The sequence below is a fragment of the Ruegeria sp. AF5 genome (assembly GCF_056541905.1).
The window spans coordinates 221,276-244,424 of the sequence record NZ_JBQFYZ010000004.1 but is presented as its reverse complement, the minus strand read 5'-3'; the positions used below and the strand labels follow the sequence as shown (position 1 = coordinate 244,424).

The 23,149-nt window shown below is 57.8% G+C and carries 23 protein-coding genes; 18 read left to right on the top strand and 5 right to left on the bottom strand.

Annotated features, from left to right (window positions below; translation table 11 throughout):
• Positions 1 to 84: 84 nt before the first annotated feature.
• The 6 genes from ACR0DS_RS09275 (at position 85) to uvrC (ending at position 6,772) form a co-directional block, all read left to right on the top strand.
• Complete coding sequence (locus ACR0DS_RS09275) at positions 85 to 1,014, top strand: ABC transporter ATP-binding protein (RefSeq protein WP_480486548.1); 930 nt, start codon at positions 85 to 87, stop codon at positions 1,012 to 1,014.
• Positions 1,011 to 1,772 (top strand): ABC transporter permease, encoded by a 762-nt coding sequence (locus ACR0DS_RS09270; RefSeq protein WP_480558716.1) that lies wholly within the window; start codon positions 1,011 to 1,013, stop codon positions 1,770 to 1,772. The genes ACR0DS_RS09275 and ACR0DS_RS09270 overlap by 4 nt, the downstream gene beginning before the upstream one ends.
• Before the next feature lie 114 nt (positions 1,773 to 1,886).
• The gene (locus ACR0DS_RS09265) at positions 1,887 to 2,684 is read left to right on the top strand and encodes a S49 family peptidase (protein WP_480482989.1); all 798 of its coding nucleotides are present in this window, start codon (positions 1,887 to 1,889) and stop codon (positions 2,682 to 2,684) included.
• A gap of 171 nt (positions 2,685 to 2,855) precedes the next feature.
• A complete protein-coding gene (locus tag ACR0DS_RS09260) occupies positions 2,856 to 3,818 on the top strand; it encodes a calcium/sodium antiporter (RefSeq protein ID WP_267365434.1) in 963 nt (320 codons plus the stop codon).
• Between the two features lie 21 nt (positions 3,819 to 3,839).
• The gene (locus ACR0DS_RS09255) at positions 3,840 to 4,619 is read left to right on the top strand and encodes an SDR family oxidoreductase (protein WP_480558718.1); all 780 of its coding nucleotides are present in this window, start codon (positions 3,840 to 3,842) and stop codon (positions 4,617 to 4,619) included.
• Positions 4,620 to 4,909: 290 nt separating this feature from the next.
• Complete coding sequence (uvrC, locus tag ACR0DS_RS09250) at positions 4,910 to 6,772, top strand: excinuclease ABC subunit UvrC (protein WP_480558720.1); 1,863 nt, start codon at positions 4,910 to 4,912, stop codon at positions 6,770 to 6,772.
• Here the strand turns inward: uvrC and ACR0DS_RS09245 are convergent.
• On the bottom strand, positions 6,769 to 7,653 hold the full coding sequence (locus ACR0DS_RS09245; protein ID WP_480558722.1) for a DMT family transporter: 885 nt from the start codon (positions 7,651 to 7,653) through the stop codon (positions 6,769 to 6,771). The two genes, uvrC and ACR0DS_RS09245, sit on opposite strands and share 4 nt — an antisense overlap.
• A 174-nt stretch (positions 7,654 to 7,827) precedes the next feature.
• Between ACR0DS_RS09245 and pgsA the strand changes: the two genes are divergently transcribed.
• From pgsA to ACR0DS_RS09230, 3 genes are read left to right on the top strand one after another with little or no spacing between them, the layout of a single operon-like run.
• Positions 7,828 to 8,496 carry a CDP-diacylglycerol--glycerol-3-phosphate 3-phosphatidyltransferase gene (gene pgsA / locus ACR0DS_RS09240; RefSeq protein WP_480482997.1) on the top strand — a complete coding sequence of 223 codons (669 nt, stop codon included), beginning with the start codon at positions 7,828 to 7,830 and terminating at the stop codon, positions 8,494 to 8,496.
• A gap of 3 nt (positions 8,497 to 8,499) precedes the next feature.
• Positions 8,500 to 8,745 (top strand): molybdopterin converting factor subunit 1, encoded by a 246-nt coding sequence (gene moaD / locus ACR0DS_RS09235; protein ID WP_209506660.1) that lies wholly within the window; start codon positions 8,500 to 8,502, stop codon positions 8,743 to 8,745.
• A gap of 3 nt (positions 8,746 to 8,748) precedes the next feature.
• Positions 8,749 to 9,192 (top strand): molybdenum cofactor biosynthesis protein MoaE, encoded by a 444-nt coding sequence (locus tag ACR0DS_RS09230; protein WP_480558724.1) that lies wholly within the window; start codon positions 8,749 to 8,751, stop codon positions 9,190 to 9,192.
• A 55-nt stretch (positions 9,193 to 9,247) separates the two neighbouring features.
• Here the strand turns inward: ACR0DS_RS09230 and ACR0DS_RS09225 are convergent, their stop codons facing one another.
• The 3 genes from ACR0DS_RS09225 to ubiA form a co-directional block, all read right to left on the bottom strand.
• Positions 9,248 to 9,568, bottom strand: a complete 321-nt coding sequence (locus ACR0DS_RS09225; protein WP_480558726.1) for a hypothetical protein — start codon at positions 9,566 to 9,568, stop codon at positions 9,248 to 9,250.
• A 1-nt stretch (position 9,569) separates the two neighbouring features.
• The gene (locus ACR0DS_RS09220) at positions 9,570 to 11,489 is read right to left on the bottom strand and encodes an OmpA family protein (RefSeq protein ID WP_480558728.1); all 1,920 of its coding nucleotides are present in this window, start codon (positions 11,487 to 11,489) and stop codon (positions 9,570 to 9,572) included.
• A 64-nt stretch (positions 11,490 to 11,553) separates the two neighbouring features.
• Positions 11,554 to 12,516 (bottom strand): 4-hydroxybenzoate octaprenyltransferase, encoded by a 963-nt coding sequence (gene ubiA / locus ACR0DS_RS09215; RefSeq protein WP_480545855.1) that lies wholly within the window; start codon positions 12,514 to 12,516, stop codon positions 11,554 to 11,556.
• 11 nt (positions 12,517 to 12,527) lie between these two features.
• Between ubiA and ACR0DS_RS09210 the strand changes: the two genes are divergently transcribed.
• The 7 genes from ACR0DS_RS09210 to pheT all read left to right on the top strand — a co-directional run bounded on the left by ACR0DS_RS09210 (position 12,528) and on the right by pheT (position 20,968).
• Positions 12,528 to 13,253, top strand: coding sequence for a 16S rRNA (uracil(1498)-N(3))-methyltransferase (locus tag ACR0DS_RS09210; RefSeq protein ID WP_480486558.1), 726 nt, complete (start codon positions 12,528 to 12,530; stop codon positions 13,251 to 13,253).
• Complete coding sequence (locus ACR0DS_RS09205; RefSeq protein WP_480616727.1) at positions 13,250 to 14,095, top strand: GNAT family N-acetyltransferase; 846 nt, start codon at positions 13,250 to 13,252, stop codon at positions 14,093 to 14,095. Before ACR0DS_RS09210 ends, ACR0DS_RS09205 begins: the two co-directional genes overlap by 4 nt.
• Complete coding sequence (locus ACR0DS_RS09200) at positions 14,092 to 14,619, top strand: hypothetical protein (protein ID WP_480558732.1); 528 nt, start codon at positions 14,092 to 14,094, stop codon at positions 14,617 to 14,619. The genes ACR0DS_RS09205 and ACR0DS_RS09200 overlap by 4 nt, the downstream gene beginning before the upstream one ends.
• A gap of 66 nt (positions 14,620 to 14,685) precedes the next feature.
• Positions 14,686 to 16,056 (top strand): glutamate--cysteine ligase, encoded by a 1,371-nt coding sequence (locus ACR0DS_RS09195; RefSeq protein ID WP_480483011.1) that lies wholly within the window; start codon positions 14,686 to 14,688, stop codon positions 16,054 to 16,056.
• 71 nt (positions 16,057 to 16,127) lie between these two features.
• Positions 16,128 to 17,201 carry a phenylalanine--tRNA ligase subunit alpha gene (pheS, locus tag ACR0DS_RS09190; protein WP_480483013.1) on the top strand — a complete coding sequence of 358 codons (1,074 nt, stop codon included), beginning with the start codon at positions 16,128 to 16,130 and terminating at the stop codon, positions 17,199 to 17,201.
• 485 nt (positions 17,202 to 17,686) lie between these two features.
• Positions 17,687 to 18,493, top strand: a complete 807-nt coding sequence (locus ACR0DS_RS09185; RefSeq protein ID WP_480483015.1) for a CE1 family esterase — start codon at positions 17,687 to 17,689, stop codon at positions 18,491 to 18,493.
• Between the two features lie 78 nt (positions 18,494 to 18,571).
• Positions 18,572 to 20,968, top strand: a complete 2,397-nt coding sequence (gene pheT / locus ACR0DS_RS09180) for a phenylalanine--tRNA ligase subunit beta (protein WP_480558734.1) — start codon at positions 18,572 to 18,574, stop codon at positions 20,966 to 20,968.
• Between the two features lie 43 nt (positions 20,969 to 21,011).
• On the opposite strand, the gene ACR0DS_RS09175 is transcribed toward pheT, so the two are convergent.
• Positions 21,012 to 21,896: a LysR family transcriptional regulator gene (locus tag ACR0DS_RS09175; RefSeq protein ID WP_480545858.1), complete on the bottom strand. Its 885-nt coding sequence runs from the start codon at positions 21,894 to 21,896 to the stop codon at positions 21,012 to 21,014.
• 86 nt (positions 21,897 to 21,982) lie between these two features.
• Here ACR0DS_RS09175 and ACR0DS_RS09170 point away from each other — a divergent pair, with 86 nt between their 5' ends.
• A complete protein-coding gene (locus tag ACR0DS_RS09170; RefSeq protein WP_480545859.1) occupies positions 21,983 to 22,615 on the top strand; it encodes a methyltransferase domain-containing protein in 633 nt (210 codons plus the stop codon).
• Between the two features lie 74 nt (positions 22,616 to 22,689).
• A complete protein-coding gene (locus tag ACR0DS_RS09165) occupies positions 22,690 to 23,139 on the top strand; it encodes a YtoQ family protein (protein ID WP_480545861.1) in 450 nt (149 codons plus the stop codon).
• Positions 23,140 to 23,149: the final 10 nt, after the last annotated feature.

Below are 23,149 nucleotides of genomic sequence, written 5' to 3'. Positions count from 1 at the left end.
GCAGTTGTTCATCACATGGTGCGGAATGGGCCTGTTATCCCTGTGTTCGGGGCGATAGGGTTTGGGCCAGAACGGGGAGCGGATATGACGACCATTTTATCCATCAGAGATCTGCGCAAATCCTACGCCGATGGGTTCGAGGCGCTGAAAGGTGTGTCTCTGGACATTGAAGAAGGCGAAATTCTTGCGCTTCTGGGGCCGAATGGGGCGGGAAAAACCACTCTGATCTCGACGATCTGTGGAATAACCACGCCAACATCCGGCACGGTCTCAGTCGGCGGGCACGACATTCAGTCGGACTATCGCGCAGCGCGCAGGATGATCGGGCTTGTCCCGCAAGAGATCGCGCTGGAACCGTTTGAAAAGGTCTGGAACACAGTTCGGCTGTCACGCGGGTTGTTTGGGCTGGGCAAAGACAACGCCCGGATAGAGGACATTCTGCGCAAGCTCTCGCTATGGGACAAGCGCAAGAACCCCATCAAGGAGTTGTCGGGCGGCATGAAACGCCGCGTGCTGATCGCCAAGGCCTTGGCGCATGAACCACGTGTTTTGTTTCTGGATGAACCGACGGCAGGTGTGGATGTCGAGCTGCGCAAGGATATGTGGGAAATCGTGGCCGAGCTGAAACGGGACGGTGTCACCATCATTCTGACCACCCACTACATCGAAGAGGCAGAAGCCATCGCGGATCGCGTCGGCGTCATCGACAAGGGTGAGTTGCTTTTGGTGCAGGACAAAGACACGCTTATGGCGCAGATGGGCAAAAAGCAGATTGTCGTCATGCTCACCGAGCCAATCGCCAAGATTCCCGATGATTTGGCCAGCCACAATCTGACCCTCAACGGCGCGGGGGATAGCCTGATCTATACCTACGATACCCATGCGGATCGCACGGGGATAACGACCCTGTTGAATGACGTGTCGCAGGCCGGACTGGTGTTGCGCGATGTGCAGACACGGCAATCGAGCCTGGAGGAGATATTTGTCAATCTGGTATCCGGAGAGGCGGCATGAACTGGACCGCAATCGCTGCAATCTACCAGTTCGAAATGGCCCGCTTTTTTCGCACCCTGGCGCAAAGCTTCCTGTCACCGGTTCTTTCCACTTCGCTGTATTTCGTGGTATTTGGCACCGCCATCGGCAGTCGAATTCAGGAGGTCGAGGGTGTATCCTACGGCGCGTTCATCGTCCCGGGCTTGATCATGCTGTCTGTGGTGATGCTTTCGATCTCGAACGCGTCTTTCGGAATTTATTTCCCAAAGTTTCTGGGCACCATCTACGAGCTGTTGTCGGCGCCGGTGAATTTTATCGAAATCGTGATTGGGTATGTCGGTGCGGCGGCCACCAAAGCGCTGTTCGTGGGGTTGGTCATTCTGGCCACGTCGACCTTTTTCGTCGACATACGGATCGAACATCCCTTTGCCATGGCGGCGTTCTTGATCCTGTCATGTCTCAGCTTCTCGTTGCTGGGTTTTATCATCGGGATATGGGCCAGTAATTTTGAACAGATGTCATTGGTGCCGCAGCTTGTGGTCACGCCGCTTATCTTCCTTGGCGGTACGTTTTATTCAATCTCGATGCTGCCGCCTCTGTGGCAGACGATCACGTTGTTCAATCCGGTCGTCTATCTGATTTCGGGGTTTCGCTGGTCGTTTTTCGGGCTTGCGGATGTGCCCATTGCCCTGAGTTTGCTGGCCATCATAGCCTTTACCGGGGTGTGTCTGGCGGTCATTGGCTGGATCTTCAAAACCGGCTGGCGCATTCGCAGCTAACCCGCACCGAGGCGTTGCATTTTTGCCCATTGAGTGTGTGAATTTGGTTCACGTCGCGTTCAAGGTTCGAAGAGTCTCTTGTTTACGGGTTGGTGGCACTCTACATCGGCACCCATGAAGCTCAGCCTGCCGTTCGTCAAAAAACACCCCTGTGTGGCCGTTGTCCGCCTGTCCGGCGCCATTGGAATGGCCGGGCGCGGGTCCTTGAACGACGCCACGCTTGCGCCGGTTCTCGAGAAAGCCTTTCGCAAGGGAAAACCTGCGGCCGTGGCGCTTGAGATTAATTCACCGGGCGGATCCCCTGTCCAAAGTTCAATGATCGGTGCGCGCATTCGGCGTTTGTCCGAAGAACTGGACGTGCCGGTCATCGCTTTTGTCGAAGACGTCGCTGCATCCGGTGGGTATTGGCTGGCCGCCGCAGCGGATGAGATCTGGGCCGATGACAGTTCCGTACTGGGATCGATCGGTGTGATCTCGGCTGGATTTGGCGCGCATGTCTTTCTGGCGCGGCAGGGATTTGAGCGGCGGGTCCATACTGCCGGGAAATCGAAGTCCATGCTCGACCCGTTTTCACCGGAAAAGAAAGAGGATGTAGCCCGCCTGCAAGGGTTATTGGGCGATATCCACGAGAATTTCATTGCGCACGTCAAAGATCGGCGCGGGGACAAGCTGAATCAGGAAGCTGACCTGTTCACGGGCGAGGTCTGGCTGGCGCGTCGCGCGCAGGAACTGGGGCTTATCGACGGCATCGCCCATCTGAAGCCAAAGGTGCAGGACCGTTTCGGTGACAAGGTCAAATTTCGCCGCTATGGCGTGAAAAAACCGATCTGGACCCGGTTTGGTGCCAGCCTGGCGCAGGATGCTATCGCAGGGTTAGAGGAGCGGGCAGCCTACGCGCGTTTCGGTTTGTGACGTGATCGTAAAGGCTGTCACTCTATTTCTGATCGCAATGGGCGTATTGGCAATGTTCGGCAAGCTGCGGTTTCCTGGGCAAAAGAAGCTAAGTTCGGCGAAATGTCCGCGATGCGGTCGCTATCGCATCGGAAAAGGCCCCTGTGCCTGTGGAAAAGGAGGCCGGGCTTGATCACCACGTGGCTGCTGTCTGGTCTTGGCCTGTTGATCCTGTTGCTGGCAGGCGATGCCTTGGTGCGTGGCGCAGTGAACCTGAGCCTGCGTTTAGGTGTTCCGGCCTTGATCGTCAGCCTTACGATTGTGGCCTTCGGCACGTCCGCGCCCGAGTTGCTGATTGCTATCAGTGCCGTCAAGGAACACGCACCGGGTATTGCGCTGGGCAATGTTGTCGGATCAAACACGGCCAACATCCTGTTGGTTCTTGGTCTTCCTGCGATGCTGGCAACGATCCATACCAGCGAATGCGACAGCCGTAGGAACTATGCATTCATGCTGATGGCGACGGCCCTGTTCATAGGGTTGGCGTTTTGTGGAACATTCACCGTCGTCAGCGGCCTGATCCTGCTGGCGGCTTTGGGCCTGGTTCTGATGAATGCGTTTCGTGAAGCAAAGGCGCACCGCAAGGCCTGTGGGGAAGCCTGTGCCGATGACGACGACCTTGAAGGTCTGGAAGAAGCTGATCCTGACATGCCTTACTGGAAGGTATCGGTTTACCTGATCCTCGGCCTTGTGGGCCTTCCTATGGGGGCGCACCTGCTGGTGGAAAATGCGACGGTCATCGCCCGGACATATGGTGTCAGTGAAACGGTTATCGGTCTGACCCTAATTGCGGTTGGAACGTCTTTACCCGAACTGGCGACAACCGTGATGGCCGCTTTGCGCCGACAGGCCGATGTGGCCCTTGGCAACGTGATTGGCTCGAACATGTTCAATCTTCTGGCCATTATCGGGATTGCAACCTGGTTCGGGCGTATCCCGGTCGATCCCGGTTTCCTGCATTTTGACCTTTGGGTCATGCTGGGCGCATCGCTGCTTCTGGTTCCCTTTGTTGTTTTCAAGCAGGATATCTCTCGCGGTTGGGGGCTGGTGCTGACCTTCCTTTATGCGCTTTATGTCACTGTATTGCTGGTGTGATCTGACAAAACGAGGTGAAGCATGACCCGAGCTTTAGTGACCGGTGCCGGTATTCGTCTGGGTCGGGCCATGGCGCTTTATCTGGCGGGTCGTGGATATGATGTCGCCGTTCATTATGCGTCCTCAGAACGCCCCGCGCACGAGACTGTGGCGGAGGTACAGGCTATGGGCCGACGGTCAGTGGCATTGCAGGCTGATCTGCTGGATGAGGCAGAGGTGCAGGATCTGCTGCCCAAAGCAGCCGAGGCTCTGGGCGGGCCGATCACCTGTCTGGTGAACAACGCCTCGATCTTTGAGTATGACAGCGTTCACACCGCGACCCGCCAAAGCTGGGACCGCCATCTCGACAGTAATCTGCGGGCACCGTTCGTTTTGACCCAAGCCATGGCCGGGCAGGGGCTGGCCCCGGACACGGACGAAAATGGCGAACCCCTTGCGACCGGTCTGATCATCAACATGGTGGACATGCGTGTACGCAAGCTGACACCCGAGTTCATGTCTTACACCATCGCCAAAATGGGGCTATGGACGCTGACCCGTACCTCGGCGCAGGCGCTGTCCCCTGCAATCCGGGTCAATGCCATCGGACCCGGACCAACGGTACAGGGGCATCGTCAAAGCGCTGAGCATTTCCAGGCGCAACGAACGAATACTGTTCTGGAACGCGGGTCAAATCCGTCGGATATCACCGCCGCCTTGGGATATTTTCTGGATGCACACGCAGTAACGGGGCAACTGATATGCGTGGATGGCGGCCAACACCTGGGGTGGAAAACACCGGATGTTCTGGGAGTTGAATAAGCAATATCGCTGCAAGTTTTGCACCGCGCACGTTTGTGTTACCTGCGTGTTACAAAAATGTCTTTTTTTTCATACACTTGCTAAATGTGTGAAAAAATATCGTTAAAAATCAGCATCTTGATAATGTGCCTATTTTTTGTGCATGTTAATGAAGTGGTAATGAAACAAGGGAAATTCTAAGGCTGTGAAAACTTATCTTCACACTTATCCACAGGAATCGTGGATTTGTTTTCTCTTGATCTGAAGCCCGCAAGATTGCAGCCAGTAAAAGAGAATCATATCGGAATCCCATGACTACCCACAGTGAAACGTCCCTGACCGGTTATGCCTGCATTCAGCGTTATGCAAAGACGCTGGACAGCTCACCCGGGGTGTACCGGATGCTGGATGCCGACAGTCGGGTTTTATACGTGGGCAAGGCGCGAAACCTGAAGGCGCGGGTGTCGAATTATACAAGGCCGGGTCACTCGGGCCGGATCGAGAAGATGATTTCCTCGACCGCTTCGATGATGTTTCTGACCACAAGAACGGAAACCGAGGCGCTGCTGCTGGAGCAGAACCTGATCAAGCAGCTTAAACCGAAATACAATGTGCTGCTGCGGGACGACAAAAGCTTTCCGAACATCCTGGTCGCCAAGGATCATGACTTTCCGCAGATCAAAAAACACCGTGGGGCGAAGAAGGAAAAAGGCGCCTATTTCGGACCATTTGCCAGCGCGGGCGCTGTAAACCGCACATTGAACCAGCTGCAAAAGGCATTCCTGCTGCGTAACTGTTCGGATTCCATGTTCGACAGCCGCACGCGGCCCTGTCTGCTTTATCAGATCAAACGGTGTTCCGGGCCGTGTGTCGGTTTGATTTCGGAGCAAGATTACAGTGAAAGCGTCAAGGATGCAGAACGTTTCCTGTCGGGGCGCTCGACCAAGGTGCAGGAGGAACTGGCTGAACAGATGATGGCGGCGTCCGAGGCTATGGAGTTCGAACGCGCCGCCGGTCTGCGCGACCGCATCCGGGCGCTGACGCAGGTACAGACCGCGCAAGGCATCAACCCTCGTGGCGTGACCGAGGCGGATGTGATCGGCCTTTATATGGACAGCGGGCAGGCCTGTGTTCAGGTATTCTTCATCCGGGCCAACCAGAACTGGGGCAACAAGGACTTTTATCCGCGTGTTGGCCCGGATGTATCACATGCCGAAGTGATGGAGGCTTTCCTTGGCCAGTTCTACGACAACAAGGAACCACCACGGCAGTTGATCTTGTCGGACGGGATCGAAAACGCCGATCTGATGCAGGAGGCTTTGTCCGAGAAAGCCGGGCGCAAAGTCAAAATCCTTGTCCCGCTGCGGGGTGAGAAACAGGAACTGGTTGCAGGTGCATTGCGCAATGCGCGAGAGTCTCTGGCCCGGCGCATGTCGGAAAGCGCGACACAGGCCAAGTTGTTGCGCGGTGTGGCCGAAGCATTTGATCTGGACGGCCCGCCCGGTCGGATCGAGGTCTACGACAACTCTCACATTCAGGGTACCAACGCTGTTGGCGGCATGATCGTGGCAGGGCCCGACGGGTTCATGAAGAACGCCTATCGCAAGTTCAACATTCGTGGCGATGACCTGACCCCGGGTGACGATTTCGGCATGATGAAAGAGGTTCTGAACCGTCGCTTCACCCGCCTGCAAAAAGAAGACCCGGATCGGGATAAGGGGCTTTGGCCCGACCTGCTGCTGATCGATGGCGGTGCCGGGCAGGTTAGCGCTGTGCACGAGATCATGCAGGCTCACGGGGTCGAAGACATTCCGATGGTCGGTGTTGCCAAAGGGGTCGACCGTGACCACGGCAAGGAAGAGTTTCACCGGATCGGTCAGCGCCCCTTTGCGCTGAAACGCAACGATCCCGTCTTGTACTTTATTCAACGGCTAAGGGACGAGGCGCACCGTTTTGCCATTGGCACCCATCGTGCGAAACGCGCCAAGGCCGTTGGTGCCACGCCGCTGGATGAAATCCCAGGTGTCGGGGCAGCACGCAAGCGCGCCTTGCTGACTCACTTCGGCAGCGCCAAAGCGGTAAGCCGGGCCAATCTGGCGGACCTGAAAGCGGTCGAGGGGATCTCGGCCGGGTTGGCTCAGAAAGTCTATGATTTCTTCCACGACAAGGGTTAGACCTGTCGCCCCCGCCACAGGATATAGAGGCCCGAGGCTACAATAAGCGCGCTGCCGACCCACATGGTACGGTTCAGGCTTTCGCCGAACAGGGCGATACCCAACCCAATACCGAACAGCAGTCGGGTATAGCGGAACGGGGTTACGGCAGACACTTCGCCCGTGCGCATTGCGTTCATGAGCGAGGCATAGGCCATGACGCCCATCAGAACCGCGCCCGTCAGATGCAGGCTGGTGTGCAGGCCAACCGATGCCAAGGGCGCGCCTTCCCACATCCGATAGGCAAGGCCCGCGACGATAATGCTGAGGAAACCATAAAACCCCAAAACTTCGGTTCCAAGCGTGGCAGGGGCCGCGCGGCTGGCCAGATCACGCCCTGCGAACCCTAACATACCCAGCACGGCCAGTATCGACAGCAGTGAAAAACTGTCTCCGGTCGGTTGCAGAATAATGACGACGCCGATCATACCGACAAAAATTGCGCTCCATCGCCGCCAACCAACCGTTTCACCAAAGAACAACGCCGCGCCTGCGACCACAACCAACGGCGTCGCTTGCAGAATCACCGTGGCCGAGGACAAGGGCGTCAATGCGATGGCGAGCACATAGAACAGCCGACCAAAGACTTCGAACAGCACCCGAACTTTCATCGGGCGGGAAAGAACGTCTGGGTGCATCAGGCGTTTTCCACGAGCTGACGCCAGCCCGACAAAGATAACGGACCCGCCCGTCCCGAACAGCACCATTATCTGCCAGATCGGAAGCGCGGTCGATGCTGCTTTCAGCAACGCATCCTCCAGCGCAAAGCCCGCCATTGCGGCCACCATCCACAGGCTGCCGATCATGTTCGACCGGGCGTCGGTTTGAATATGCGCTGTCATCCTGTACGTTCCGCTTTGCAGTTGACGGGCAATCTGACCGCAAAGACGTGAAACGCCAAGTGCACAAGGTCCAAAGCGTCGGACCTGCGGCGCTTTGACCAAGCTGTTGTGAGTGATGTAGTTTTTTACCAGTTTGTCTTTTCTGTCTTGAACCGGCGATATAGGGTCCAAGCCATGAAGTGGAATTTGCCCAATATCCTGACGGTTCTACGCCTGCTGGCTGCGCCCGGTCTGGCCGTTATGTTTTTGTACTTCACCCGGCCCTATGCGGACTGGTTCGCTTTGATCCTGTTCCTGTCGGCGGCGATCACCGATTGGTTTGATGGCTATCTGGCCCGTGCGTGGAAACAGGAAACCAAGATGGGCGCGATGCTGGATCCGATTGCCGACAAGGCAATGGTGGTGATCGCGCTGATGATTCTGGTTGGCTATTCGACCGAACACTGGACGCCATGGCTGGTGCTACCCGCCACCGTGATCCTGTTCCGCGAGGTTTTTGTCTCGGGCCTGCGCGAATATCTGGGCGATGTGGCGGGGACGCTGAAGGTTACAAAGCTTGCCAAGTGGAAAACTACAGCGCAGATGATCGCCATCGCCGTGCTGTTCTCGCAGGGCATCTTTGAACACTATGCCGTGATGGCGAGTTTCGGCATGGACGCCGCGCTGGTAGAACAGATTATCGCGGGCCAGGTTGAAGATGTGAATCACCTGCGCTGGAACATCCATGGTATGTTCTGGGCAGGCCAGATCGGGCTGTGGTTGCTGTGGATTGCGGCGACACTGACGTTGATCACCGGCTATGATTACCTACGTAAAGCCATGCCACATCTGAAGGAGATCTAAGGGATGGATGTGCTGTATTTTGCATGGGTACGCGAACGTATCGGTTTGCCAAAGGAAAAGGTCGAAACGCAGGCAGTCACTGTCAATGATCTGGTGGCCGAGTTGAGCGCGCGGGAAGAACGCTATGCCGCGGCATTTGCCGATTTGTCCGCCCTGCGCGTTGCACTGGATCAGGAATTGTCGGATTTTGACGCCTCGCTGTCGGGCGTTCGGGAAGTGGCGTTTTTTCCACCAATGACGGGCGGCTGAGTGATGCGGATCACTGTTCAGCAGGAAGCATTCGATCTGGGCGCCGAGGCCAATGCTTTTGCCGCCGGGGATGATGCCAACGGAGCCATTGTCACCTTCACTGGCGTTGTGCGCGACCTGGCAAGCGGTGATCTGGATGTGATGGAGATTGAACACTATCCGGGTATGACGGAACGGGCGCTGAGCAAGATTGCCCAGGAAGCCAAGGAGCGGTGGTCATTGGGTGACGTCCTGGTGATCCATCGTCATGGCCGCCTGTCCCCGGGAGACAGGATCATGATGGTGGCGACCGCTGCGCCGCATCGTAAAGATGCGTTTGAGGCAGCGGAATTTCTGATGGATTATCTGAAGTCTCGCGCACCCTTCTGGAAGAAGGAAATCACCCACTCTGGTGCGGAATGGGTCGCAGCCAAAGACGAAGACGAAGACGCGCTGACCCGGTGGTAGTGATTTAGCGACCGTTTATTCTTGCAAACTTGGGCGGTGGCGCAAGGTCGTATACTTAATCCGCGTTGTTGATCCGTCCGCGCAGTTCTTCGGCCTCCTGACGCGCGGCCCGCAGGCCATCCATTGCGGCTGCCAGCTCGGCCTCTGTCTGGGTTAGCTGGTTTGTCAATTCGGCCTCACGTTGCTGCAAATAGGTGATGGCCTGATCGCGTGTTTCCTCGGCCTCGTGCAACTCCTGACTCATCCGGTCCAGATCGGCGACATCGCTTTGTCGTACGCGGGACAGGCGATGCGCCAGCCAATTGGCAAACCAGCCCATGCAGAAGGCTGCGAACAGGATAATGGCAGTGACAATGACGAATTCTGTTCTGTTCAACTTATTGGTCCCCTGCATCCGCATCAGGTGCGGTCGTGTCGGTTTGGTCCTCTGCGGAGGTCGCAGCCTCGACCTCGAGTGCTTCAAGGCCTGTTTCGGTACTCGCAACAGGCTCAGGGCGGATCAAACGGAACTCGATCCGGCGGTTTTCTTCCCGGCCCTCTTCGGTGTCGTTGTCAGCGATGGGTTGCGTTTCCCCATATCCCACAGCGGTGTAGCTGCTGGTCGGAATACGCCGCCCGCGCAATTCGTTCAGGATGGATTGTGCCCGTGCCTGGCTGAGTTGTTGGTTCATCTCTTCGCGGCCCTGACTGTCTGTGTGGCCCTGAATCTCCATACGGATCGGACCGCAGTCGCGCAGGATATCCGCAATCTGGTTCACCACATCGCGCGAGTCTGATGCAATCGTGGCCGATCCGGGCTCAAAGGCGATCTTGCTGGTGGCCTGAATTTCGGCGATCTGGGCTTCGCAGACTTCCGGGTCGGGCAGGGCGTCCTCGGGTTCCGGTGGGGGCTGATAGGTGATGGTCAGGGTGTATTCCTGCCCCTCGCCCAACTTGTCGGACAATTGACCTGCGATACGGGCCTTGGCGTCTTCTTCGTGGCTGAGGCCGATCAGCTCGACCGTATCGGGTGTGACGGTCAATACGCCGTTGTGGAGCTGACCCAAAGCCTCCAGACCGGCCAGAACACGTACCGGCCAATCCGCTGGAAGATCCGAAACGATGCGGGTGGCGGTATATACTTGATCGGACCCAAAAGCCGCGCGCGCGTAGCTGTCGACCATGTCGCGCAGAGTTTCATCACCCAGCCGTCCGCGCAATTGCACCAGCCCTTCAGGGCTGCGGGTCGCCGAGAACTCGACCGGGCCATTTGGGTTCGTTGTCTCAGGCTCGGGCAATACGGCGTGCAATGCGAAGACCGCAGGCAGCTCGGTTTCAAGCTCGCCCACAACCCGGTCGAACACCGCAGGATCGGTTCCCTCCGCTGCGATCAGGGTAATGTCCGCATCTGACATGGTGACCGAACCCTGGCCTATCCTGAACAGCGCCTGAATGCTTTTCTCGGCTGCTTCTGGCCAGCGTGGCGATGGTTCGCCCAAGGCGACGGTGCAGGAATAAGGCCCCGTCAACCCGGCGTTTTTCGCGGCGGCCACGATTCGGTCACGTGCCTTCTCATCCTGCGCCGAGCAGGCGTCAAAATGCCCGCCTTCTTCGTCGATCAGGTAACGCAAAGTAAATGGTGTGACGACCGGGCGAGGTGCTGAAATCGCCAGCCCAACCCGCAGACTGGGCGGTGCCCTACGGGTCAGGTCGCGTTCCAGTTTTTGTTTTTCTTGCTGACTGTTGGCAATTGCCGTGATCCTGACCAGATCCGGGTTGGCGGAAATTTTGGCGCGGGGCAGGTGGGTCAGGGCCTCCAACGCGTAAGATATTGCGGCATCCCACCCTTTGGGCTTCGGGTAATCTGCTGTTTCCATCAGGTCCGAAATGGCAACAGATCTGTCCAGATTGCCAAGCCGTTGGAGCAGCTTGTCCCTGTTCTCACTGGCCGGGATCAGACCTATCACCGAAATTCCACTGTCATTTCGCAGGATTTCTACCGAAAAGCGCGGTGCTGCGAGGGCGGAAGTTGCGATAACCTCCATTTCGTCGATTACGCGGGATGTATCAACTTCGGTTCCCGCGGCGGTCAGAGCGTTAAAGCGGGTCGCTTCATCTGGCGCTGTACCGGTCAGGACCACCCGCAAACCATCGGCTTCGACCTCGGCCCAATCGTGTCCTTTCAGGTCCAGCGAGCGCCGTACAGCGAGTTCCGATGATTCTTCGATCTCGGTAACAGCATAGCTGGCCGCCAGAAGTGACAGGCCAGCTGATACAAGAAAGATCAGGGAAACAGCGATAAAATACGGCAGACGCATGTTTGGGTTTGGCACTCCTCAGGCGTTTGCGCCGATCTTTACAGGCCCCGTTCAGCGGGTGCAATCAGAGCAACAAGGCGACGCAAAGGAAGATCAGCGGAATAAAGCCGGTATCGCGGTTGGCCCGAAACAGCAGCAGCAGCTTGGCGTTGTCTTCGGTATCAAGCCCGCGCAATTGCCACATCATGTGCCAGCCCATGGCCCAGGGGCCGCAAAGCGCGACCCCCAACGCCAGAATTGACGCGTCAGGCACCCCGGCATCAATAATGGCCAGCCCCATCAGCGATACTGTTGCGACCAGAAAATACTTCAGCCATTTCGCCGTGTCGGTGCCGAACAGGCGCGCGGTGGATTTGATGCCGACCAGTTCATCATCGTCGGTATCCTGATGTGCATAGATCGTGTCATAGAACAGGGTCCAGGCGATGCCGGACAGGTACAGCGTGACAGCAGGCCAGCCGAGCGACCCGCTATGCGCCGTCCAAGCCAGTAATGCGCCCCAGTTGAAGGCCAGCCCCAAAAAAACCTGAGGCCACCAGGTAAACCGCTTGGCAAACGGATAAACGGTCACCGGCAGCAAAGATAACACACCCATGGCAATCGCCGCCTGATTGAAGCTGAGAAGAATGCCGAGCGCCAGAAGGCTTTGCAGTATCATCCAGGCCGCAGCTTGCCGGACACTGACTTGCCCCGACGGTATCGGGCGCGAGCGTGTGCGTTCAACCTGTGCGTCGAATTCCCGGTCTGTAATGTCGTTCCACGTGCAACCGGCACCTCGCATCAAAAAAGCTCCGAATGCGCAGCCTAGGGCAATCCACAGATCTTCCCAACGCGGTTGACCGTCATGCAGGATGGCCAGCGCCAGCCCCCACCAACATGGAAGCAGCAACAGCCATGTGCCGATGGGCCGGTCCGCGCGGCTGAGGCGCAGATACGGTCGGGCAAAGGCTGGGGCATATGTGTCGACCCAGTTGCCGGTGACGGCATCGGCGACTTGACCATCTGGTGTTGGGGCATTGCCTTGCATATGTAGGTCTCATGAGTGCGAAAATCAGACTGTATGTAGAGCAGCCCTTGGGTCAGGGGCAATCGGTTCCTTTGACGCGCGATCAGGCGCACTATCTGTTTGGCGTCATGCGACTGCCGGTTGGCGGAGCAGTGGCGCTGTTTAACGGCAAAGATGGAGAGTGGCTGGCCGAGGTGGCCGAGTCCGGAAAACGCGGCGGAGCTCTGACCTGTGTCAGGCAGACCAAACCTTTGCAGCTGCCCCCCGACCTGTGGCTCCTGTTTGCGCCGATCAAAAAGGCGCGCACTGATTTCATTGTTGAAAAAGCCGCTGAAATGGGCGCGGCTCGCATCCTGCCAGTTCAGACCGAATTCACCAACGCAGACCGTATCCGGCAAGACCGGCTTCAGGCTCATGCAATCGAAGCCGCTGAACAATGCGGAGGAACCTACGTGCCCGAGGTGGCAGACCTTCAGCGGCTGGACCGCGTGCTGAAGACCTGGCCTGAAGGTCGACAGTTGATGTTCTGCAACGAAGCCGAGGTCGGTTCGGCCCTGCGGCTGGCAGCGAATGAAAAAGGGCGCGCCTGGGCGATTCTCATCGGCCCGGAGGGCGGGTTTTCCAACGCTGAGCGTGCGCGGCTGTCGGCTTTACCCTATGCGCATGTGGTCAGTCTTGGCCCGCGTATTCTGCGGGCGGATACAGCGGCGGTGGCCGCATTGACCATGTGGCAGCAGGCATTGGGGGATTGGTCGTGATTCGCGAGGCGGTTCAATCGGATGCCCCGGCGCTTGAGAGGTTTCTGTCCCGCTACCCTGACAGTTCAATGTTCTTGCGCGGCAATTTGGCGGCTCATGGGGTGGGGTTGAATGCGAATGAATATTCCAGCCGCTACTTCATCTGGGGTGAGGATCAGGTTCAGGGTGTCTTTGGGCTCAGCAAGAAGGGCTATCTGATGGTTCAATTGCCCAACGCCGAAACCCAAGCTGCCGAGTGTTTCGCGCGGATGATCGAAGGCGAAACCGTTTTGGGTATGACGGGGGATGCACCTCAGGTCGAGCTGACGTTGGGCGCTTTGGGATTGGGGCAGGCGAAGTACCGGTTGAATCACGATGAACCGCTTTATCGACGTGACCTGCGCGGTCTGACTGAGGTACCTGTTCCTTATCGCGCTTTGCGCGCCGAGGATCGAGCAAGGCTGCACACTTGGTTTGCGGATTACATCGAGGATACCGGACAAGCCGCAGGCGAAGAGGCGCGTGAGCTTGCCGCAGAGCGCGTCGAGGCGGAAATGACCGCAGGCAGGGCGATTGTCCTGATGGAAGGCGACGCGCCGGTTGCCATGGCGTCTGTAAATGCCAGGGTTCACGACCAAATTCAGGTCGGTGGTGTTTTTGTTCCACGTAAAAACAGAAATCGTGGCTTGGGTCGACGGGTCACGACCGCATTGATGCAGAAAGCAAAATCCGAGGGCGCGGCGGCAGCGATCCTGTTTGCGAACAACGCACCTGCCGCCCGTGCCTATGAGGCGATTGGGTTCCAACAGGTGGGTTGGTACAAGGTCGCTTTGCTTCAGGAACCGCAAAGGGTGCTCTCATGAGTTTCATCCGACCCGAGGCAAAACTGGCGCTTTGGCGTTGGCGCGAGGTTCTGGTTGCGGCTTTTGTCCTGATCCTTGGTCTGAGCTGGATCAGCGGGCCGGGCGGACTGTTGGCCTGGATAGGCTGGTTTCTGATTGTCGTGTCAGCGGCTTTGGCCGTGATCGGCATACAGCGCGCGCGCTTCAGAACAGGTGTGGGCGGGCAAGGTGTCGTGACGATTGATGAAGGTCAGATCACTTATCTTGGCCCCTTGGATGGCGGCATCGTCGCGTCCCGCGAAATTGAGCGTTTGGCCCTTGACCCGACCTCCGACCCCGCACATTGGGTTCTGGATCAGCCGGGCCAGCCAACGCTTCACATTCCTGTGAATGCAGAGGGAGCCGAGGCGTTGTTCGACGTGTTCTCAAACCTGCCTGGCCTCAAAACCGAGCAAATGCTGTCGGAACTCAACGGCAAATCGCAGCATCCGGTCGTTATCTGGGAACGTACACCGTCGCGCCCGGCGCATTTGCCGTTGCATTGACACTGGCGCCATTTCCGACCACCACTTGACCTTCAAAACAGACACAGCAGGATCGGAGCACGGTTCATGTCCATCCCTCAGTCCGGCGGCGGTCCGATCGAACGCCATGAACAACTGGCCGAATATCTGGAATCGGGTTGCAAACCCAAGCAAGATTGGCGCATCGGCACCGAGCATGAGAAATTCGGCTATTGCAAGGACACGCTGAAACCTCTGCCTTTTGAAGGAAAGCGATCCATTGTCGCCGTGTTGGAGGGGTTGCGGGATCGCCACGGCTGGGGAGAGGTCCGTGAATCCGGTCATCTGATCGGTCTGGAAAAGGACGGCGCAAATGTCAGCCTTGAACCGGGTGGCGCGCTGGAGCTATCGGGTGCTCCGCTGGAAACGATCCATGAAACCTGCGATGAGGTGAACACTCACCTGCGCGAGGTGAAGGATATCGCCGATGAGATCGGTGTGGGATTCATCGGTCTGGGCGCGGCGCCGATCTGGACGCATGACCAGATGCCGCTGATGCCCAAGGGGCGGTATCGGCTGATGAACGATTATATGGAAAAAGTCGGCACCATGGGCCGCGCCATGATGCGGCGGACGTGTACCGTTCAGGTTAATATCGACTTCGGGTCCGAAGCCGACATGGTACAGAAACTGCGCGTGGCGCTGGCATTGCAGCCGGTAGCGACGGCGCTGTTTGCCAATTCTCCGTTCTTCGAAGGTAAAGTGAACGGTCAGAAAAGCTGGCGCAGCCATATCTGGCGACATCTGGACGATGCGCGCACGGGCATGTTGCCCTTCGTGTTCGAGGATGGCTTTGGATTCGAACGCTATGTCCAATACGCGCTCGATGTGCCGATGTATTTCGTCTACCGCGACGGGCAGTACATTAATGCGCTGGGCATGTCGTTCCGAGATTTCCTCAAGGGTGAGTTGCCTGCATTGCCGGGTGAAACGCCGACCCTGTCGGATTGGGCCGATCACCTGACAACGGCCTTTCCCGAAGCGCGGATCAAGAAGTTCATGGAGATGCGCGGCGCGGATGGTGGCCCTTGGCGACGGCTTTGCGCCTTGCCCGCCTTCTGGGTCGGGCTGACCTATGACCAAACCGCGCTGGATGCGGCGTGGGATCTGGTCAAGGGCTGGGATGCTGAAACGCGCGAGGCGCTGCGTGTTGCGGCGGCCAAAGACGGGCTTCAAGCGCAGGTTGGCAACGTCAACATGCATGATCTGGCGCGTGAAGTTGTGGCAATCTCCGAGGCGGGCCTGAAAGCCCGTGCGCGCCCTGGTGCTGGTGGTTTGGTCCCGGATGAGACGCATTTCCTGAACGCGTTGAAGGAAAGCATCGACACCGGCAAGGTTCCGGCAGATGAGTTGCTGGAACACTACAATGGCGACTGGAATGGCGACCTGACCCGGATTTATCCCGAATACAGCTATTGATGCGCACCGTCCCGCTTGCATTCGCGGGGCGGGGCCGATAGCAGGTTCTCGACCAAATTCAGAGGGCCGTCATGGACGATCTTAAGGCAAAGTATCTGGGCCAAATCGCCGAAGCAGGCGACGAAAACGCGCTTGAGGCGATCCGCGTCGCGGCTGTTGGCAAAAAAGGCGAGGTCGCGCTGAAGATGCGCGAGCTGGGCAAGATGACGCCCGAGGAACGTCAGGTCGCAGGCCCGGCGCTGAATGCCCTGAAGGATGAGATTAACTCGGCGCTGTCCGCCAAGAAAGCCGCGCTGGCCGATGTTGCACTGGATGAGCGCCTGCGGACCGAATGGCTGGACGTCACCCTGCCGACCCGCCCGCGCCGTCAGGGGTCAATCCACCCGATCAGCCAGGCGACCGAGGAACTGACCGCGATCTTTGCTGAACTGGGCTTCTCGGTGGCCGAAGGGCCGCGTGTTGAAGACGACTGGTACAATTTCGACGCGCTGAACATCCCCGGTCACCACCCCGCACGGGCCGAGATGGACACGTTCTATATGCACCGCGCCGAGGGTGATGACCGCCCGCCGCATGTGCTGCGCACCCATACCTCGCCTGTCCAGATTCGCTCGATGGAGAAACAGGGTGCACCGATCCGCGTAATCTGTCCGGGCGGCGTGTACCGCGCCGATTACGACCAGACCCACACGCCGATGTTCCATCAGGTCGAGGGGCTGGCCATCGACAAGGACATCTCGATGGCGAACCTGAAATGGGTTCTGGAAGAGTTCGTGAAAGCATTCTTCGAGGTCGATGATGTCGAACTGCGCTTCCGCGCCTCGCACTTCCCCTTCACCGAGCCGTCTGCCGAGGTCGATATCCGCTGTTCGTGGGATAACGGCCAGCTGAAGATCGGCGAGGGCGACGACTGGATGGAGATTCTGGGTTCCGGCATGGTTCACCCCAAGGTGATCGCCGCTGGAGGGATCGACCCCGAGGTCTATCAGGGTTTTGCGTTCGGGATTGGCATCGACCGTCTGGCGATGCTGAAATACGGCATTCCGGATTTGCGGGCGTTCTTTGATAGCGACCTGCGCTGGCTGCGCCACTACGGGTTTGCAGCGCTAGATATGCCAAACCTGCATGGTGGTTTGTCGCGGTAGAGAGCACATCGGACGACTGGCTGACCGCATATAAGGATTGGTGGAAGCAAAAGGCTTCTAGGCATCCACTGCTTTGGTGTTTGTGTTTGTTCCTCGCGATGTTTGTGACGCCAACTTTTGTGCTGTGGGTTTGGAAAAGCCAGCCGGTTGCAGTTCTGATTGCTTTTGTTGCATCGGCACTTCTGTTCTTGCCCGGAATTCTAATTGCTGGTTTCGAGTTTTTGCGGCCTGCTGTGTTTCAGATGCGCGATAGAATTCAGAGAGAAAAAACTCAGGACCTCATTTACAAACGCAATTGCGGGTTTTGGAAGTGGTGGTGAGCAGTTGGTTTGGCTGCTAAGCGCGGCTTGATGCTTTGACCTGACGTAGGGCGGGCTTCAGCCCGCCATGTGCGATGGGTGGGTGCCGAGCTGAAGCCCGGCCTACGTTCGGACCACACCGATATGTTAAGTGACAGGGCGGAATGCCTCGTTAGGGTCGGGCGCATGATCTGTCGATTGCTCTGCCTTCTTCTGCTGATGACCGGGCCCGCCTTTGCCATGGGGCCCTGGAAAACCGAATGCCACGGCGATATTGTCTGTGATCTCGGTGACCGCTCGTATCACGTTTTAGAACCTGATGGCTGGGATGGTGAAACACCTCTGCCGGTGCTGCTGCATTTCCATGGCTGGTCCCGGCAGGGGACCGTGGTGGTGAACCACGAACGGATTGCCGGGGCCACGAAACGTCGGGGTGTGCTGCTGGTGGCCCCGAACGGTCTGGGCAAAAGCTGGGATTTCTGGTCCGCAAGCTCGGATGATGTGCCTTTTGCCGACCGGGTGCTTGAGGATGTCGCCCGGCGCTATCCGATCGACGCGACCCGCATCTATGTATCAGGCTATTCCTTTGGAAGTGCGATGGCGTGGCGCTTTGTCTGCGAAACCGGCGATGATATCGCGGCGCTGCTGGGTGTGGCCGGAACACTCCGCCAGACCGAGACCTGCCCGCAAGCCCCGCAAGAGGTGCGGCATGTCCATGGGACAGATGACACGGTGATGGATTTCCCGTTTGGTCCGGGTGGCGATACAACGTATCCGGTGGCGCTGTGGCGTGAGAAATACGGCTGCGATGCAGCCACCCCGCGGGGTGATTGGAGTGTGGAACCGTTCCTGACCCTTAGCCGAGTGGAATGGACCGATTGCACGCAGGGGCAGGTGATGCTGGACACGCATCCCGGTGGACATTTCATCCCCCATGGCTGGATCGGATGGCAGCTGGATGAGCTTTTGGGCCGCACCCCCACGTATCCGTGACGCGCAGAGCTTGCACCCCGGCGCATTCTTTGCCATTGCCTGTGCCGACTGGATGTTTGCCAAAAAAGGCCCCGTGCAATGAAATTCACTCTGTCCTGGCTGAAAGACCACCTCGACACTGATGCTTCGGTTGATGAAATCGCCGAGGCGCTGACCGATCTCGGGCTTGAGGTCGAAGAGATCGTGAACCCGGCCGAACGGCTGGCAGGTTTTACACTGGGCTATGTGAAACACGCCGAAAAACACCCCGACGCAGACAAGCTGCGCGTTTGCAAGGTCGATACGGACGAGGGCGAGCTACAGATCATCTGCGGTGCGCCCAATGCGCGTGAAGGGATCACCGTCGTGGTCTGCAAACCGGGCATGTACATCCCTGGCCTGGACCTGACCATCAGCGTCGGCAAGATCCGCGGTATCGAGAGCTTTGGCATGATGGCGTCCGAGCGTGAGCTGGAGCTGTCGGATGAACATGACGGCATCATCGAACTGCCCTCGGGCGAAGTGGGTGATACATTCGTGGACTGGCTTGCAGAAAACGACCCATCCAAAGTCGACCCGATGATCGAAATCGCGATCACTCCGAACCGTCCGGATGCGCTGGGGGTTGAAGGGATTGCGCGCGATCTGGCCGCGCGTGGAATTGGCACGTTGAAGCAGCGTGATTATACGCCTGTTCCGGGTGATTTCGAGTGTCCGATCAAGGTGTCAATCGAAGAAGACACGCTGGACGGAGCGCCGCATTTCACCGGTCGTCTGATCCGTGGCGTGAAGAATGGCCCCAGCCCGCAATGGCTGCAGGATCAGTTGAAGGCCATAGGTCTGCGTCCGATCTCGGCGCTGGTGGATATCACCAATTACATGACCTACGATCACAACCGCCCGTTGCACGTGTTCGACGCCGACAAGGTGCAGGGCAACCTGCGGGTGCACCGCGCCAAAGGCGGAGAGACGCTGGTCGCGCTGGATGAAAAAGAATACACGCTGCAACCCGGAATGATGGTGATTTCGGATGACAAAGGCCCGGAATCGATTGCGGGCATCATGGGCGGTGAGGAAACCGGATGTACCGAGGAAACGGTAAACGTTTTCCTCGAAAGCGCGTTCTGGGATCATGTGCAAATCGCGCTCACAGGCCGTGCGCTCAAGATCAATTCCGACGCGCGCTATCGGTTCGAGCGCGGTGTTGACCCGGAATACACCCGCGAGGGGCTGGAACACGCGACCCAGATGATTCTGGATATCTGCGGCGGAGAAGCCTCCAACGTGGTTGAGGCTGGCAAAGCGCCGAACCATGCGCGCGCCTACAAGCTGAATGCGGAAAGGGTGCAGTCTCTGGTCGGGATGGATATTCCCGAAAGCGAACAGCGACAGACCCTGACCCGTCTGGGCTTTCGTCTGGAAGGCGAGATGGCCCATGTCCCCAGCTGGCGCCCGGATATCCTGGGCGAGGCTGATCTGGTGGAAGAGGTCGCGCGGATTGCTTCCTTGACCAAGCTGCAAGGCCGGCCGTTGCCGCGCGTGACCGAGGGGATACCGAAACCGGTGATGACCCCGGCGCAGCGCCGTCAGTCCATGGCGCGCCGTACCTGCGCGGCGCTGGGTTATAACGAATGCGTCAGTTATACGTTCATTGATCAGGCTTCGGCGGCTTTGTTCGGTGGTGGCGATACTACGACCATGCTGGAAAACCCGATCTCATCCGAGATGAGCCATATGCGCCCCGATCTGCTGCCCGGCCTGTTGCAGGCTGCCGCCCGCAATCAGGCGCGCGGATTCGCGGACGTCGCCCTGTTCGAGGTCGGTCCGGTCTTTCACAATGGCGAGCCGGGTGATCAGAAAACCCAGATCACCGGCCTGCTGGTAGGACGTTCTGGCCCCAAGGATGTGCACGGTGCTGCGCGCCCAGTGGACGTGTTCGACGCCAAGGCAGACGTCGAGGCTGTTCTGGCCGCCATTGGCGCGCCCGAAAAGGTTCAGATTCTGCGCGACGGCGATCCATGGTGGCATCCGGGTCGTCATGGCAAAATCTGTCTGGGCCCGAAAAAAGTACTGGGTGTCTTCGGAGAGCTGCACCCACGCATTTTGCAGGCCATGGACATAAAAGGTCCGGCAATGGCATTCACCATCTGGCCGGACGAAGTGCCTTTGCCCCGCAAATCCGGTGCCACCCGCGCTGCGCTGGAACTGCGCGACTTGCAGGCGGTCGAGCGTGATTTTGCTTTTGTCGTCGATGCCGATGTCGAAGCGCTGACGCTGGTAAACGCAGCCGCAGGCGCTGACAAGGCACTGATTGAGGGCGTGCGTGTCTTTGACGAATTCATCGGCGGCAGCCTTGGCGAAGGCAAAAAGTCCCTTGCCATTACAGTGCGCCTGCAACCGACCGAGGCGACTCTGAAGGAAAAAGACATCGAAGCTGTGGCCGAGAAGATCATTGCCAAGGTTGCCAAGGCGACGGGTGGGGTCCTTCGCGGTTAGAGCTCTGAGGCTCCAATGGAAAGCGCGCCTTCGGGCGCGTTTTTTATTTGGACAGGAACTTGGTCAGTAAGTCATAGACCAGCCGGATGCGGCGGCTGGTGTGCAACTCGCGATGCGTGGTCAACCAGATCGGAAATGTGATAGCCTCCATCCCGGGGCACACACGCTCCATACCTGGTGCCGCATCACCGACGGTCTGCGACATGGGCGCTATGCCAAAGCCTTGTTTGGCGTATTCCCAAGCCACTATTCCGTTCTGAGACCCAAGCCGGAAATTCTCGTTGGTCAGGTGAATGCCAAGCGGCTTCAGATAGGCGATCATCTGATTGTTGTCGCCAAAGCTGATGAACTCATGCCGTGAAAGGTCCTGCTTTGATTTCGGGCGTCCCGCACGGTTGAGATACTCTGTGGTTGCATAGAAATGCCCCGACGCCTCCTGTACCAGCTTCGCGATTAGGTCGGGTTGATCAGGACGGACATGGCGGATCGCGATATCTGCCTCGCGCCGCATAAGATCCTGAATATCGTTTGAGGCAATCACGTCAATCCGCAGGCGCGGGGCTTGCGCCCGGATTTCGCGCAGCAGGTCGGGCAAGACATAGGCCGACATCACGTCACTGGCGGTGATGCGAACCCGGCCTTCAATGGATTGTGCCTGTCCGGACGCCGTCAGCGCGATGCGGTTGGCGGCGTCCCCCATTTTGCGAGTATGATCCAGCAGCTCCAATCCGGCCTGAGTGATCTCAAGAGTTCTGCCAGCCCGTTCAAACAGCATCACGCCCAGGTCCTGTTCAAGCGCTGCTATCTGACGACTCAGCGTAGGCTGGGTTTGCCGTAGCTGCCGTGCCGCTGCGGAAAATGACCCGGTTTCAGCCGTCGCCAGAAAGGCCCGGATGTGGTTCCAATCAAAATCGCCAAACTCATTCATACAAAAATGTATAGTAAACCTGCAAATTTCGGCAATTTATATTCGGTCTGCGCATGAATAAATTCTCTCCGAAAGGAGACCCCTCAATGACCACCACTGCGAAATTCTGGGATGGAGTGGCCGAGAAATATGCCCGCTCGCCTATCAAAGACATGGCTTCGTACGAGCAAACGCTGGAACGGACAGCGTCTTACCTGAAGAAAACCGATGATGTTCTGGAACTTGGGTGCGGCACGGGTATGACTGCTCTGAAGCTGTCCGGATATGTAGGATCTATCACTGCAACCGACGTGTCCCCCGGTATGTTGGCCGTTGGACGTCGAAACGCCGCTTCGCAAAGCATCGAAAACGTCACCTTTACCGAGGCTGATGCAAATCGACCGCCTGAGGGTTCATTTAATGCGGCGCTGGCATTCAATCTTTTGCACCTGGTCGAAGATCTGGATCTGACATTGAGCCAAGTACATTCGGTCCTTAAACCCGGCGGACTGTTTATTTCGAAAACATTTTGCCGACCGTCCAGTGCGGCGAGCCTGAAGTATTACGCTATTCGTCTCGCGCTTCCGATCATGCAGTTCTTTGGTAAGGCTCCGTTTGTGCGATTCCTGCCTGAGGCGGATCTTGATGCGGCCCTTGAACGCGCCGGGTTCAGCATCATCGAGAGCGACAGTTTCCCCTTACGTGACGCCCGCCGATTCCTAGTGGCTCGTAAAATGTAAGGTTCTTCCGGAATTCGCGTTGGGCTTTGGGTGTGGGACCCTTAAATTGGTCGGAAACAACAGCGGAGTTTGCCATGGGCCTGAACGTTTATCTTTCCGGAGAAATCCACACTGACTGGCGTGAACAGATCATCGATGGGGCGCAAGGCTTGGACGTGACCTTCAACAGCCCTGTTACTGATCACGCGGCCAGTGATGATTGTGGTGTGGCCATTCTTGGGGCCGAGCCGAACAAGTATTGGCACGACCACAAGGGAGCGATGGTCAATGCGATCCGGACCCGCAAGGGGATTGCGGATGCGGATGTTGTCGTCGTCAGGTTTGGTGACAAGTACAAACAGTGGAACGCCGCCTTTGACGCGGGTTATGCTGCAGCACTGGGCAAGTCTATCATCGTTCTGCACGGCCCGGATCATCAGCACGCGCTGAAAGAAGTTGATGCCGCCGCACTGGCCGTGGCGGAAGAACCCGCTCAGGTGGTCGAAATTCTGCGTTACGTGCTGACAGGTGCTCTGCCTGGCTGATCGATAAAAG

Bases quoted from the DNA above. Each gene is read 5' to 3' on its own strand.
- ACR0DS_RS09220 (WP_480558728.1), bottom strand. From the start codon at position 11,489: ATGCGTCTGCCGTATTTTATCGCTGTTTCCCTGATCTTTCTTGTATCA.
- pheS (WP_480483013.1), top strand. From the start codon at position 16,128: ATGGACGATCTTAAGGCAAAGTATCTGGGCCAAATCGCCGAAGCAGGC.
- ACR0DS_RS09270 (WP_480558716.1), top strand. From the start codon at position 1,011: ATGAACTGGACCGCAATCGCTGCAATCTACCAGTTCGAAATGGCCCGC.
- ACR0DS_RS09265 (WP_480482989.1), top strand. From the start codon at position 1,887: ATGAAGCTCAGCCTGCCGTTCGTCAAAAAACACCCCTGTGTGGCCGTT.
- uvrC (WP_480558720.1), top strand. From the start codon at position 4,910: ATGACTACCCACAGTGAAACGTCCCTGACCGGTTATGCCTGCATTCAG.
- ACR0DS_RS09175 (WP_480545858.1), bottom strand. From the start codon at position 21,896: ATGAATGAGTTTGGCGATTTTGATTGGAACCACATCCGGGCCTTTCTG.
- ACR0DS_RS09195 (WP_480483011.1), top strand. From the start codon at position 14,686: ATGTCCATCCCTCAGTCCGGCGGCGGTCCGATCGAACGCCATGAACAA.
- ACR0DS_RS09185 (WP_480483015.1), top strand. From the start codon at position 17,687: ATGATCTGTCGATTGCTCTGCCTTCTTCTGCTGATGACCGGGCCCGCC.
- ACR0DS_RS09200 (WP_480558732.1), top strand. From the start codon at position 14,092: ATGAGTTTCATCCGACCCGAGGCAAAACTGGCGCTTTGGCGTTGGCGC.
- ACR0DS_RS09165 (WP_480545861.1), top strand. From the start codon at position 22,690: ATGGGCCTGAACGTTTATCTTTCCGGAGAAATCCACACTGACTGGCGT.
- ACR0DS_RS09245 (WP_480558722.1), bottom strand. From the start codon at position 7,653: ATGACAGCGCATATTCAAACCGACGCCCGGTCGAACATGATCGGCAGC.
- pgsA (WP_480482997.1), top strand. From the start codon at position 7,828: ATGAAGTGGAATTTGCCCAATATCCTGACGGTTCTACGCCTGCTGGCT.
- ubiA (WP_480545855.1), bottom strand. From the start codon at position 12,516: ATGCAAGGCAATGCCCCAACACCAGATGGTCAAGTCGCCGATGCCGTC.
- moaD (WP_209506660.1), top strand. From the start codon at position 8,500: ATGGATGTGCTGTATTTTGCATGGGTACGCGAACGTATCGGTTTGCCA.
- ACR0DS_RS09230 (WP_480558724.1), top strand. From the start codon at position 8,749: ATGCGGATCACTGTTCAGCAGGAAGCATTCGATCTGGGCGCCGAGGCC.
- ACR0DS_RS09170 (WP_480545859.1), top strand. From the start codon at position 21,983: ATGACCACCACTGCGAAATTCTGGGATGGAGTGGCCGAGAAATATGCC.
- pheT (WP_480558734.1), top strand. From the start codon at position 18,572: ATGAAATTCACTCTGTCCTGGCTGAAAGACCACCTCGACACTGATGCT.
- ACR0DS_RS09210 (WP_480486558.1), top strand. From the start codon at position 12,528: ATGAGTGCGAAAATCAGACTGTATGTAGAGCAGCCCTTGGGTCAGGGG.
- ACR0DS_RS09275 (WP_480486548.1), top strand. From the start codon at position 85: ATGACGACCATTTTATCCATCAGAGATCTGCGCAAATCCTACGCCGAT.
- ACR0DS_RS09255 (WP_480558718.1), top strand. From the start codon at position 3,840: ATGACCCGAGCTTTAGTGACCGGTGCCGGTATTCGTCTGGGTCGGGCC.